Genomic DNA, 13,796 nt, shown 5'->3' with positions numbered 1-13,796 from the left:
TTACGCCAACCTCTGGAGAAATCAGTTATTTTTCAGACAATTTTTTTCTCAACCGCACAAAATGTCTGGCAAAAATTGGATACGCAAGCGGATATGAACGACTGCCGCACAGACTTTCGGTTTATGAGAATCTTGATATTGTGGGGCGAATTTATGGTCTTTCGGCAAATACTCGCAAGCAACAAATAGAACTCTTATTAAAATCATTTGACATCTGGGACAAGAGAGACGCCGAAACAGGCTCTCTTTCGGCTGGACAGTCAACACGAGTTATGCTTTCAAAAGCATTCATCGCTCGCCCAGAAATTATTTTACTCGATGAACCTACCGCGTCACTTGATCCGGACATTGCAATCGAGGTTCGCAAATTTATTCTTGAGTACAAAAAAAACACCCAATCAGCATTTCTTATAGCATCTCACAACATGGACGAAGTTGCTGAACTTTGCGGACGCATCTTGGTTCTAAAAAAGGGAGAAATTATCGCCAACAATTCTCCCGCAGAACTTGTTAAAACAATTTCTCAAACACATGTTCACCTACATATCACAGAAAATCTTTCTGCGGCCCTAGAACAACTCAAACACTCAGGAATTATTCACACAAATTTGGGCGCTCAAATTTCAATCACAATCGACGAACATCAAGTCGCTCGACTCCTAAGTCAACTCGCTAGCGTTGGTGCAAATTACTCATCGATATCGATTGATAAGCCTTCGCTTGAAGATTATTTTTTGTCACTTACCAAAAAGGATTAATAAATGATTTCTTTTTCTTCTGTGTGGGCAATTACGCTGCGCCATCTTCGGCTATGGAAACACGATCCGAATATTCCACTCTTTTTTTTATATTGGCCACTTCTTGATGTACTTATGTTTGGATATCTTGGCATGTGGGTCTCTCGGTCACACGCGAGTGAATTCAATAACTACTCCTTAATTGCTATCGTTTGCCTGCTTTGCTTTCAAGTTTGCAGCAGAGGCTGCAATTATTTATGCACCTTTTTAAATGAAGAACTATGGTCAAGTAATGTAGTAAATCTTTTTTCACTTCCGTTGCAACTAGCAGAATGGATCTGTGCTTCAATTATATTTACTGCAATAGGGTGCACCATTACGGCAATTGCAGGAATTGGATTTGCGGTAACACTCTATGACGTATCATTTTCTGATCTTGCATATAATTTTATAGTTTTTGCACCACCATTATTTTTATCGTGCATTTGGCTCGGTTTTACAGCACTGAGTTTTTTAATTTTATTCGGGAAAAGAAGTATTGAATTGGCATTTGTTTTCACATGGTTTTTTCTGCCTTTTTGTGGCGCATATTTTCCCATAGATGTTCTTCCAGGATGGGGAAAAACTATCAGCAGCTTTCTTCCGATGACCCCAGTCTTTCAGGGCTTGCGCGGATTACTACAAAACGGTCAAGATGCAACTCCATTTTTAATAAAAGGATACTTCCTAGGACTTTTGTATGCCGCAGTTGGAATAGCTCTTTTTGTGTATAACTTTAATAAAGCAAAAAAGAGTGGTCTTGCTCGCTTGACAGAATAACTCATCAAGCGATCAATCTACGGAGAATAACTATCCTCTTCGTCTCCGTCGTAATCAACACTCAAAGAACTAAAGCTTTCAGCTACAAGAAAATCTCGCTCACAATCTTCACAACCGCATTCGCGGCTATTAATCGCGTGTAATTTCGACTCACCAAAAAGCACTCTGGGAAACCAGCCACAAGTTGCTTCAAGTGCACGTTCACCCAAAAGGCAATAAGTATTGCAAGCAGTGCAAAAATTACTCGAAGCACATGAATATGCTTTAAATTCGCTCGGAAAAAACGGAACGTTATACTGAACCCAGCCTTGAATTTGTAAGCTGTAGATATCCTGAACAAAAACAGATTCTTTCTCGGGAGAAGCAAAACCTATCGGTATAAATGGAAAATCAAATGTTTCAAATCTTGGAGTATGTTTTTCAACAGCCACTCTTACTAAATCTTTTTCAGGATCAACAATAAGTACATTTTGCCTAATTAAAAAAGATTGATGCTCTGTATCTCTACTTCTAACTCGATGATTAAAAACAACTTGATCTATCGAAAAAACATTAAAACACAAAAAACCAATAAGGATTACCAATATCACAAAATGTCTCCAGGCGACGATTAATTTCGCGATTAGATAGCAAAAAAACAAAGAAATGGAAACAAACAGATATTTTTTTGCTAGAATGTGGCCCTGTAAATAATAAATCTGGGAGATCGCAAAACGATGAGCATCAATCCACAAATTGTAGAGCGCATTAAATCAGAAGGCGCTCGCTGGCAAACACTCAAAACTGAAATCCAAAAAGTTGTTGTTGGACAAGACCTTAATATTGAACGTATTTTAATCGGCCTGCTGTGCAATGGACACGTTCTTCTTGAAGGTGTTCCTGGTCTTGCAAAAACAACTATGGTCAAAACCTTAAGCCTTGCCTTAGGGTTGCAATTTTCACGTATCCAATTCACTCCAGATCTACTTCCAAGTGATCTTTTGGGAACACTTATTTACAACCAAAAGACAGGCGAATTTATCACAAAAAAAGGACCTGTTTTTACCAACATTCTTCTTGCCGATGAAATCAATCGATCTCCCGCAAAAGTTCAATCTGCTTTGCTCGAAGCCATGCAAGAACATCAAGTTACGATTGGTGAACAGACCTTTAAAATTGATTCTCCATTTTTGGTTCTTGCAACACAAAACCCAATCGATCAAGAAGGAACATACCACCTTCCTGAAGCTCAGGTTGACAGATTCATGTTCAAGCTTCACCTTACCTACCCAACACAACAAGAAGAAAAATTAATTGTCTCAAGGCAAAATTCAACTCACGCCGTTCAGCAAGTTCTTTCTCACCAGGACATTCTTGATGCTCAAGCATGCGTCAAAGATATTTTTGTTGATGAGCGAATCACTGATTATATTATTTCGATTGTGCATGCCACCAGAAACCCTGAGGCTTTTGGAGTTGATGCAAAACAAGCAATTGCGTTTGGAGCTTCACCTCGAGCAACAATCGCGCTTCAAAAAGCAGCTCAAGCTTTAGCATTTATCAAAAAACGTCATTTTGTTATCCCAGAAGATGTAAAAGCTCTTGTTCATGATACACTCAGGCATCGAATTATTATGTCATACGAAGCAGAAGCTGATAGTTTGACTTCTGACATGATGCTTGACAAAATCATTTCAACATTGCAATCGCCGTAAGTATGATCTTGACACCAAAAAAACTTACCTACTATTTTCGTACAAACAATAAAAAATAATCGGCGGATATAATGAACCAACACTTGTGGGCAGTAAACTCTTTTCTCTTGTGCATGCTGTGCTTCACGCTTTTTTTTTCGCTCTCATTTAAACAAGCAGTCCCTCGTGGAGACAGTACTACGATTCCAGCGAAAAAAAAGTCTTTAGCAAATCCTCAGGTTTCTTTGGACGAATTATATGGTCCACGAGAAATTTTTGGATTATTCGAAAAACCCACAGAACCCGCCATTAAAACACTTGATATTCCAGCTGCTCCACAATTTTCATCTCCAACCCCACCACAAGCTCCAAAAAACAATTTGGTAAAGTTAGCACCACCACTATCCATTTCGATTAGCGGAATAATTTTCTCTCCAAAGCGAATCGACAAAAGCGTAGCTATGATTTCTGACGAAACAAACAAAGAAGCGATGTACCACGTTGGAGACAAAATCAAAGATGGGATAATCATTAAAATTGGACAAGAAAGAATTGTTATCTTGCGGTCAAATGGTCAACAAGAAACATTCTTCTTACGCAAAAACGTAACCCTTGAATCACTCGGAGGAAAAGACGAACCTGACTCAAATTCGCTAAAATTTGGCGTTGAAAAAGGTGAAAATAAATACGAAATCAGCAAAAGTCTTTTCTGCTCAAAAATCCAATCCGTTGGCGATTTCCTCAAAGAATTTGACCTAAGTCCAATCTACAAAAACAATCAAATTAGTGGATTTAAAATTTGCAACACAGCTCAAGATTCTTTTGCGGGATCTTTGGGAATCAAAGAAGGCGATGTGTTAACAGCTATTCATGAAAAACCTATCAATGACATGAAAAACAGAATGAGTGTTTACGAGTTATTCACCAATAAAGATTATCCAAAAGAATTTACCATCACACTTTTACGTGATAAAAAAGAATTGAAAAAACATCTTACAGTAATTGAAAAACATCGTATGAAAATGCCATCATCCTCCAAAGATTCTGATAAAAAAACAGATTTTACCAAACCACAGAAAAATAATTCTCGGATGACCGACGAAGCGTACAATGAAATGATAGAATCAATGCGAAAGCAGCTTGCCGACAATGTTAAGTCGCGAGCATATGCGTCACGAATTAGGTAGCAGGGAGATATGCGTGTGAAAAATGTAACCAAAATACTCATAATCCTTGTAACGTTTTTGCTTCAAGCATCTACGTATTGTGCGCCTGAAAAAAAACACTCTTCGCACAAAGAAGAAATCGAAGAATTGCTCAGCAAGGCTTCATCTCCTAAAAAATCTCATGGGGCCAAAGAAATTTTTGTATACAATCCAAATCTCCCACCGCCAGAAAATGTATCCGATGTTGGCGACCGCCCAGACGAACCATCGATTTCTGACATTCTAGAAGAAGACAAAGAAGAACTTGCTATCAGGCCAAATTTTGAAAACGCCGATTTAGAAAATTTCATTAATTTTGTCGCCCAACTCAGCAAAATTAATGTTATCCCGACAAAAGATACTCAGGGCGTAAAAGTTTCACTTAACATGCGCACCGATTTAAGCAAAAAAGATGTTTGGGAGGTTTTTTTAACCGTTATTGAAATGGCTGGATTTACTATCAACAAAGCAGGAAATGCGTACCGCGTTTTGCGGCAAGATGCAAAACGAACAGAGCCTCTGCCTGCATACATTAACGTTCCCGCTCACACGCTGCCAGATTCTGACCAAAGCATTAGATTTGTAACATTTTTAAGAAACATTCAGGCAAGTGAAGTTGAAGGACTACTCAAAGGAATGCTTGGACCCGGTGGCGATATTGTTCGCCAAGACAATGTTAACGGATATGTTCTTACCGATAAATGTCACAACATTAAAGCCGCAATGACCATTATCAACGAGCTTGATAATACTGGTCTGCGCGAAGAAGTTGCTGTTATTCCCCTGAAAAAAAATGACGCTTCAGATGTCAAAAAACTGCTTGAAGAAATGACCAAAAGCGCAGGAGATCGAAACAATAATGCAATTGTTGCGCGCCTACTCGGAAAAACCCAAGAAAGTACTGAATATTTTTCTGCAACTACAAAAATTATTGCTGAAGACCGCAGTAACTCACTGATTCTTTTGGGAAACCAAAAATCAATTAAAAAGATTGAAGAATTTATCGCGAAATATATTGAACGAGAAGAACCTCAAGTAGATTCTCCAATTCACCGCTATCAACTTGAATACAGTGACGCACAAACCATGAAAACGCTTTTGGATGACATCGTAAACAGCCAGACAGATTCGGGAACAGAAAAATTTGGTGGGGTGCGGATGGGAGGAAAATACTTCAAAAAAATGCGCTTTGAAGTCGATAAAGAAAGCAACTCACTCCTTGTTTCGTGTATCGACAAAAAAGATTGGAAGATGCTTAAGCAAACCATCAAACAGCTTGATACACCTCAACCACAGGTGGTGATAGAAACACTTGTGGTCGATATTGATTTGCAAGATGGAAAAGAACTTGGCGGACAAATGAGAATGCCAAAAAGCGATCAGCCATTTTCTAATATTGGCTGGCAAGCAGCTGCGATGGCTCCAATTGTGACTGCCGGTGAAACATCGAGTAAAACCCTTGCAGGAGACCTTAGCAGTATTTTAAATAACCTGACCCTTGGCAGTGCATCTTTTGCGATAAGCAAAGTATCTGGAGGGGCTTGGGCACTGTTTAATATTGTAAATCAAAATTTTAACACAAGTCTTGTTGATAATTCGTTTATGACTATTGCAAACAGGGTTTCCTCAACATTCTCTGTCGGGGAGTCTCGTCGAATCATCTCGGCTGTTTATAGCGGTCAAACAGGTAACTCAAATTCTTATGAAACAAAGCCTGTCGCAACATCGTATACGTATACACCTCAAATCAACTCTGATGGACTTGTTAACCTAAGTATCGATATCTCTTTAAATGAATTTACTGTTGGAAGTGGCGGAGGAGATACGACCAACAAAACACTCAAAACCACCCTTGCATGCGCAGACGGACAAGTTCTTGTCTTGGGAGGATACGCAAAAACCAAAATAACTGAAGGCTTTACCGACGGGATGCCAATCCTTTCATCAATTCCAATTCTTGGATGGTTATTAAAATACAAAACACGAAAAGTTTCTAAGGTATACACATTCTTCTTTATCTGTCCGACCGTTGTAAAACCACGCTCAAGTCAGGGAATCGATCCATATACACGAATGAAATTGCACAGAGCTCGTAAAGACGTTGCCGACTCGGTACTTACCAGTGTAACGCAAGACCCAATTCATGATTTATTCTTTAATCCAAACAAAGAAAGCTACTTTCATAAAGTTGATGATTTTGCTTCTGCGCGATTCCAACCATCAACCGTCGACCTTGCTCACGATCCATATTACAACCCCGGAATAAAAGATAAAAATCGACTCGATTTTCAGGATGAATATGAGAATGATTTGGTTGTAAGAAGAATGACTGAATCAAATGAAAAAGCAGAAAAATCATCAAAAAAAGACGTTGAAACAAAAACCGAGGCAACAAAGGCTTTCTCGAGAAAAAAAAGTTCTTCTCCTTCTAAAAAGAAAACCATATTAAGTGAAATTTCATCAGAAATGGCAGAACATCCTGCACCGAAAATTCCTAACGATATTATTATGCCAAAAGAAAGCTTAGATAGAGAAATTCAATTTCCCACATATTCAAGCGAAAAACGATCTCGACTAAAAGAACTTCTTGCAAACCCAGACAGCCAAACATCACAAGCAGAGTCTTTGAGTAGTCAACGCTCAGCAATAAAAAAATTAATTGAACCACCTGCAAGCTCGCAAATTCTTCCAGAATCGTTGGCAAAAGCTCCGGAAAGAACAATCATCAACGCAATTCCTATAAAAACAGCCGAAATTCAAGAATTGATATCTCAACAACAAGACCGCAGAGAAAAACTCAAGCAAACATTAAGTTTTGGTGATAAAACACAAGAACAACATCTTGCTCCAATAACAAACCACAGAAACAATCTAAAAAAACTACTTGCATCGTATGATCAACCAAAAAATGAAGTCGCTATTGCAAAAAACGATGCCGTTGTTAACCAGATAAAAGGTGTTAGATAAATGGTGCTTTCACTCTTTTTGCCGACCTACAGCAAACAAAAATTGTTCTTGAGCCAAAAAGTTCTTTCTCTGGCTATGAGAGATGGTTTTTTTGTTGCTCTATCGTGTATCGTTTCTCCGAACAAAATGCTGGTTAAATCTAACACAATTGTTCCATTTAATTTTACCAAAGAGCAAGGCACTTCTGCTGATGAAACAGCCGCTAGCGAATTACAAAAAATTATTTCGTCACTTGGTTCTTTTGATCAAATAATTATTACAGAATCATCTGCAACCTCGATTTTTAAAGAAATTGAACTGCCATTTAACGATCGAGAAAAAATTGCTTTAATTTTAGAAGAAGAACTTGAACCACACTTACCATTCAGCCCAATCGAAGGGCACACCGGTTTTGCGATCAATGATCAAACAACCGATGGTGCATATAAAATTATCACCGCAACGCTGAAAAAAAATGTTTTGCATGAACTTTTTTCTCCGTATCAATTAGCTCATGTAGCACCAACAGGAATAACCGTTGATGCTCAAGGAATTGTTGCCCTTATTTCAGCAACTCAACCACGTGCAAACGAAAAAATAACACTTCGAATAATCGTGGATCCACATGAAAACTATACGCAATTAATTTTTGCTCAAGGCGAATACCTCAGAACCGTAAAAAACATCACAATTGGGAAATCACATCTGTTTTCAAAAGACGATAAACTAACCCTTAATACAGAAAAATATGCTGAATGGATCGATAAAATTTTATTTAGCGCTGATGCACTTGGATTTAAATTCGCACAAGATCAACTCGAACAATCTCTCTTTTTTATGCAACCACCAGAAGACACCGAACAACTGCTAAAAAATCTCTCTGCAAAAACAACCAGAGCTGTTGAAGTTTTTTCGCACGAGGCATGTTTTTCAAAGGAAATTACTCTTGAAGGATCATCAACCGATTCCTTCGACTCTTCGGTATACGCTGCAGCGCTTGGAAGCGTATTGCTCGTAAAAACAGAAAACAAAATTTCTTTAACCACAGAAGCAGTAGAAGAAACGACAGCAAGAACAATCTCTCACAATATTTATATGTTTTTACTTCTCATTTTTTTGAGCGCAAGTTCATTAAGTTTTTTTGGATATCAACAAATTTCTCAACTCGAACAAACCCTTGAGGCAATTGAAAAGAATCAACTAAAAAAACTTTCAGAAAAATTTCCCGTACAATTTGCAGATATGCGTAAACCAACACTCAAACGAGCAATTTCAACAATTGAAGACTTTGTAAAAGAACAAGAAATAAATATGTTTGGTGGGAAAAATCTTCGCGCACTCGAATTTTTATACGAACTTACACAGCTTATTGATCAGCGCGCCTTTAATTTAAATGTTTCAGCAATATCTTTTACACTGAGCGAAGATGACAAATCCCCTCGTGCAGCTCTTGATGGAATATTTAAATCAAAAACAGATGCGCATTACAGCGATTTTGGAGTATTTGAAAAACATTTAAATAGCTCAAAAGGGATTATGCTCACAAAAGATACCGAAAATAGTTATTCTGACGATGCTCATGGCGTAAAGTTTACCGCACGATTTAAAATGCGCGACTCAAAAGAAGAAGAATCATGATAAAATTGATAGCAAAATTTATTACAACAACGCCGGCAGATCTTATTCGAAAATACTTATTAGGGCTTACTCTTTTTTTGACCCTTCTGCTGGGGTTCTCTTTTTGGTACATAACAACAACAAGTAGAAACCTTGCCAGAAATATTCGAATTGCGCGTGAATTAACCGGAAAAGCAGATCTTCTCATCAGCGAATACAATGCAGTCATTCAAGAAGAAGATAATCTTGCAGAAACACTAACTAAAAAAAAGGATTTTACTGGACTTAAAAGCTACTTTGAACGCTTTTGCCAAGCAACAAAAATGACCCCCGAGCCAGGATGGTCAGACACCGCAGAAATAAAAGAAATTAATGGAAATGACCGATTTGAAGAAGAATCGCTTCACGCTCAAATAAAAAACATTAAAATGAAAGACATCGTTCAATATATCGATGCTATTGAAAAAGATGAGCTCTTAACGTTAAAAGAGTTATCCATCGAAAAAAATGACAAAACTTTAGCAATAAAACTTACTGTAGCCGCAAAACGTTTTAAAAGGACGATTGAAGAATGATCAAACAACAAATGACGTATCTTTTTTTCTACTCAATTATACTTTTGGGAACCTGGGGTGCTCTTAACGCTTCAGAATTACCACAACTTCCGCCGCTTGTTGCAATCACACCAAATACAGAGTTGATAGTTGCCAACCAAGAATCGCCGCTTGCTGAAAAGCAAGAAAAAACCACTGAGCAAAAAAAAGAAGTAGCCAAAGAGCTGTCGCCAGAAGATGCAAGTAGCATTGATAATGAAATACTTTCACTCAATTTTGAAAAAACATCTGTTGCTGCGATTGTTAATTTTTTAGCCGAACGAAAAAATATTAACATTATTCCTCACAAAGATTTGGGGAATGCCACCATTTCATTGTACAACTACAAACCTCTTACCGTTGCTCAAGCATGGGATATGTTGCCAACACTGCTAGAAATTAATGGCTTTACGATGAACAAGGTTGGAAACATTTATCGCATCGTAAACTCAAAAGAAAATGGCCGAGAACCTCTTACTATTTATTCTTCGGCAACCGGAACGACCCCAAAAGATTTACCCGAAACCGATCAGGTTCTTCGATACGTTTATTTTTTACGTAATATTAAAGCAGAGAATGCACAAAGTATTTTAAATACAATGTTTGCCGACAGAAGTGCTGTTGAAATAAATAGAGACTTAGACGTCTTATTCATGAAAGAAAAATCTTTAAATATTAAAGCTGCTATGCAAATTATCGAAGAGCTCGATCAAACAGGCTTACGACAAGCGATTCAAATCATAAAACTTAACTACGAAAGTGCAATTGCTATCGCAAAGTTATTTAACGATCAACTACTTGGACCAAAAAACAAAGCAGACAACGCGATTAAATTTTTGTCGCTTAACAAAACAGAGGTTAATTACTTTTCTCCAAACGTAAAAATTATGCCTGACCCGGTCAGAAATACCTTAATTTTAATTGGCCAAGAAAAAGACATTCTGCGGATAAAAGATTTTATTAATACATTTTTAGATGTAGAGCCGATTGCAGAAACACGCGTTCATATTCGCGATATTCGATTCCTTCCCGCAGAGCAAATGCAAAAACTCATCACAAATATTATAAAACCCCCACAAGGCATTTCAAAAGAGGATCTGGCCAATAATAAATTTTTTGAAGACGTAAATATTGTTGCAGAAACACCATCACAGTCAGGCGGTTTGTACGGCAGTGGAAACAGGCTCATTGTAACGTGCGGAAAAGAAGACTGGATGAGAATAAACAAGCTAATCGACAAGCTTGATCGACCTCAACGACAAATCGCTCTTGAGGTCCTGGTAATCGACGTATCTTCAAACGCCGGTCGACAGCTAGGGATGCAATTTCGGCAGAAAAATTTAAGCAAGTTTCTTGATAACACTCTTTCATATGGAACTGCAACGCTTACAGAAACAACCCCAAAACCATCTGCAGGGGCTTCGATGCTTGAAGCCGGAACATCATCTGCAACTACTGGCGCGGTGCTATCAATTGGACCGAGCAATAACTTATGGGCAGTGTTGCGCGCAATGATGAGCGAAACAAACGCAAATATTATTACTCAACCATTTACCGTTGTGGGAAACCGAAAAAAAGCTACTTTTTCTGCGGGAAAAACACAAAATGTGATTGGTGCATTTAAAAACGTTCAAGGCCTGCGGGAACAAGAAGAAAATAAAGCTCTTAACTCAATTAACATTACGCCAAGCATAAACTCAAAAGGGATTGTCGATCTTGATATCAAAATTAATTTTGAAGACTTTGAAGGCTCTACCACAAGCAACGAAATTCAAGTTGGAAACAACAAAACAACTCGAAGTATCGAGACTCGTGCCGCAATGGCGGAAGGCGAAGTTCTGATTCTTGGCGGTCTTACACGATCAAAACAAACAGACACGATCTACGGATTTGAGCCATTTGCAAGCATTCCTCTTATCGGCAATTTATTTAAATCAAAAAAGAAAACAAGCGACAAAAAGAATTTGTATATTTTTATTAGGCCAAGTCTGGTCAAGCCAGAGTCTACCGAAAAACCAGATCCATACACTGAATTTAAAATCGATTATGCAAAGCGACAAATCTTTAACTTCCAGTCATATGGAAAGAGCTCTGATCCTGTTCAACACTTTTTCTTCAAACCTCGCAAATCAACCATTTCTTCTGCGCTTGACGATGTAAAATCAAATCGATTCTCATGGATCGACAACTTTACAGAGCGCCGCTCAATTCCTTCGGCGATGAACTACAAAAAAGCTGATCACTATCAAAACAAACCAGAAGATGATCTCCCGCCAAAAGAAGAGATCAATCCTAAAAATCAAAAAACTGCGTCTTTTTTAAACAAATTTGTTAGCCAAGAAGGCCAGAGATAAGCTGTAATTTTGAATAAAAATTGTAGCCTTATCAAAACCAATGGTCGACTCCATAATTTCTTTTTTCGTTACGGTAACACCGTTTATTGCCCTTGCAATTTCATACACGCTTTTAATAAAAGACAAAAACAGCCAAATTTCTTCACAGCAGAACGATTTTGCTCTTGGCGAAAGAATCATCACAACAAGCGGAATTGTTGGGTATATTTCAAAAAAAGAGGGTGATTTTGTTATTTTAGAAATGTACGACGGCTCACTCATTGAAATTCATAAAACAGCTCTAGATAAAAAATGTACCTAAAAAAAAGACTCCCCGTTCCACTTTTCCCAGCGTTGATAGGGTCTATCGTAGGCATTCTGTGGCAACCGCTTTCATTAATTTCAAGCCCGAGCATGATTTTATGTATTCTTATTGCAAGCATTCCTCTTGTTTTTTTGGCTCATAAACGGGGCTCTGTATTTTCGGCCATAACAACGCTCTATTTTTGCTTGCTGCTCAGCGCATTTGTAAGTGCAACTCCTGGCTATTTTCTAAAAAGAATAAGCGAACAGTGCGCAAACAAATCAATTATGGTCCGCGGAAAAATAGAAGAAATCAAACCACACGGCAGGCAAAAAGTAATCATTTTGCACGATATTTCATATTTCGTGGACGACGTTTGGTTGACCTCGCCGTGGTTTACAACCGCCCGAATTATCGGCTGCTTTTCAAGCAAAATAAAGCCTGACGATCAAATGGAAATAAGAAATATTTACTTCAAAATACCAAAGCCAGATCTGCTGCCATTTCTTTACAAAGAACACTGTCTTGGATTTTTTTTCACCAGCCCCGAAAACTGCACACACTCGCCTGGCCAACCAAGCAAAACAACGCGTATTAAAATGCGCATAAACGACGCGATTGCAAATAATTTATCACGCGACGCCCAAGGCCTTGTCAAAAGCATTTTTTTGGGAAAAAACGAATATTTGCCATCAAAAACAAGGGATCTTTTTGAGCGATGGGGAATTTCTCATTTTCTTGCGCGATCAGGAATTCACTTAATTGTTTTTGCGGCACTACTTATCTGGATACTACAGTACTTTTTGCTTCCACACTGGTTTTCTCGGGCTATTGTTGCAAGTGTGACAATTGCATACTATCTCATCTCATCGCCCTCGATCTCATTTATTCGCGCATTTTCTATGAATCTGCTTCTTGGATTAGCCTTTTTTCTGGGAGAAAGCGCCCAGCTTTTGCATCTTTTTTCAATTATTACACTCGCGGCACTCAATTCAAATCCATTCGTGTTATACGGGCTTGATTTTCAACTAAGTTTTGGGATTTCAGGAGCTCTTATTTTTATTTTTACAATCGCTCATTCTCTGACAAAATCATAGTCAAAATGATACAAAAAAATGGATAGAGTTATGAATACGCCAACGCACCAAAAAAGCGCCGAGTTTAACGTACCTTTGTCAAAAGAAGAGCGCTTACAAAGGTTATTCTCTGAAACAAAAAAGAACACTCATTTACCATACTTTAACCCGCAAGAACAGTTTATTGCAGGGTTTGGAAACAAGGACTCAAAGATTGTTTTTATTGGCGAAGCACCGGGAAAAGAAGAGTCGATTCAAGGAAAACCATTTGTTGGTAAATCTGGAAAACTGCTTTCTGAGCTTTTGCTGCAACACGGAATCAAGAGAGAAGAGCTCTACATCACAAATGTGGTAAAGTATCGACCACCAAACAACAAAACACCTGATTATGCTGAATGCATGGCATGGGCGAGCGCATGCCTGCACGAAGAACTGAGCATTATTCAGCCGCAAATAATTGTAACGCTTGGCGCTTGTGCAACCAAAGTTTTTT

12 protein-coding genes are annotated in these 13,796 nt (G+C 38.2%); 11 read left to right on the top strand and 1 reads right to left on the bottom strand.

The features are described 5' to 3' along the window. Both FJ366_03820 and FJ366_03815 read left to right on the top strand, forming a co-directional pair. A partial coding sequence (locus tag FJ366_03820; protein MBM3894693.1) for an ABC transporter ATP-binding protein occupies positions 1–758 on the top strand: 758 nt, incomplete at its 5' end. A 3-nt stretch (positions 759–761) separates the two neighbouring features. Continuing rightward, positions 762–1,556 (top strand): hypothetical protein, encoded by a 795-nt coding sequence (locus FJ366_03815; GenBank protein ID MBM3894692.1) that lies wholly within the window; start codon positions 762–764, stop codon positions 1,554–1,556. A 17-nt stretch (positions 1,557–1,573) separates the two neighbouring features. On the opposite strand, the gene FJ366_03810 is transcribed toward FJ366_03815, so the two are convergent. Further along, positions 1,574–2,146 (bottom strand): hypothetical protein, encoded by a 573-nt coding sequence (locus FJ366_03810; protein MBM3894691.1) that lies wholly within the window; start codon positions 2,144–2,146, stop codon positions 1,574–1,576. Between the two features lie 126 nt (positions 2,147–2,272). Between FJ366_03810 and FJ366_03805 the strand changes: the two genes are divergently transcribed. From FJ366_03805 to FJ366_03765, 9 genes are all read left to right on the top strand, one after another. Continuing rightward, positions 2,273–3,250, top strand: coding sequence for an AAA family ATPase (locus FJ366_03805; protein MBM3894690.1), 978 nt, complete (start codon positions 2,273–2,275; stop codon positions 3,248–3,250). A gap of 71 nt (positions 3,251–3,321) precedes the next feature. Continuing rightward, complete coding sequence (locus FJ366_03800; protein MBM3894689.1) at positions 3,322–4,416, top strand: hypothetical protein; 1,095 nt, start codon at positions 3,322–3,324, stop codon at positions 4,414–4,416. Positions 4,417–4,425: 9 nt separating this feature from the next. Then, a complete protein-coding gene (locus FJ366_03795) occupies positions 4,426–7,401 on the top strand; it encodes a hypothetical protein (protein MBM3894688.1) in 2,976 nt (991 codons plus the stop codon). Further along, entirely contained in the window at positions 7,402–9,018 is a 1,617-nt protein-coding gene (locus tag FJ366_03790; protein ID MBM3894687.1) for a hypothetical protein, read from the top strand. Then, positions 9,015–9,572, top strand: a complete 558-nt coding sequence (locus tag FJ366_03785) for a hypothetical protein (protein MBM3894686.1) — start codon at positions 9,015–9,017, stop codon at positions 9,570–9,572. The genes FJ366_03790 and FJ366_03785 overlap by 4 nt, the downstream gene beginning before the upstream one ends. Further along, on the top strand, positions 9,569–11,944 hold the full coding sequence (locus tag FJ366_03780; protein MBM3894685.1) for a hypothetical protein: 2,376 nt from the start codon (positions 9,569–9,571) through the stop codon (positions 11,942–11,944). Before FJ366_03785 ends, FJ366_03780 begins: the two co-directional genes overlap by 4 nt. A 40-nt stretch (positions 11,945–11,984) precedes the next feature. Next, positions 11,985–12,245, top strand: a complete 261-nt coding sequence (locus tag FJ366_03775; protein MBM3894684.1) for a preprotein translocase subunit YajC — start codon at positions 11,985–11,987, stop codon at positions 12,243–12,245. Further along, positions 12,236–13,324 (top strand): hypothetical protein, encoded by a 1,089-nt coding sequence (locus FJ366_03770; GenBank protein MBM3894683.1) that lies wholly within the window; start codon positions 12,236–12,238, stop codon positions 13,322–13,324. Before FJ366_03775 ends, FJ366_03770 begins: the two co-directional genes overlap by 10 nt. 18 nt (positions 13,325–13,342) lie before the next feature. After that, positions 13,343–13,796, top strand: a 454-nt coding sequence (locus FJ366_03765) for a uracil-DNA glycosylase (GenBank protein MBM3894682.1), incomplete at its 3' end; no start/stop codon positions are given.

It is taken from the genome of Candidatus Dependentiae bacterium (assembly GCA_016871815.1).
Lineage (GTDB): Bacteria > Babelota > Babeliae > Babelales.
This window is presented reverse-complemented; position numbering and strand designations above follow the sequence as displayed.